This window comes from Streptococcus sp. HMSC076C09 (genome assembly GCF_001837905.1).
GTDB lineage: Bacteria > Bacillota > Bacilli > Lactobacillales > Streptococcaceae > Streptococcus > Streptococcus parasanguinis_I.
In genome coordinates this window covers 1-211 of sequence record NZ_KV834638.1, presented here as the reverse complement: position 1 = coordinate 211, position 211 = coordinate 1, and the positions used below count along the sequence as shown (strand labels likewise).

Sequence of the window (211 nt, the reverse complement as noted above, 5' to 3'; positions counted from 1 at the left end):
ATCAATCTGCTCAGTGTCCAAGAGTAAGTAATCAGTGTTTAGGTTAGAAAAATGGCTTCGGAAAACTTCCGTGTACTTTTTCATATAGGGTTGCCAATTTTCTCGATAAACTGTAAAAATGACAATTCTTTCGATTTTCCTTGATGACACAATTTTTTTAACAATCGTATGGTTCTTTATCGGCGGATTTCCACCCATCAAAAAAATTTGT

The 211-nt window shown here is 34.1% G+C and carries 1 pseudogene; it reads right to left on the bottom strand.

Features of this window, described 5'->3' with window-relative positions:
- Positions 1 to 211 (bottom strand): annotated as a pseudogene (locus tag HMPREF2704_RS03860) (peptidase S51); the annotation flags it as partial.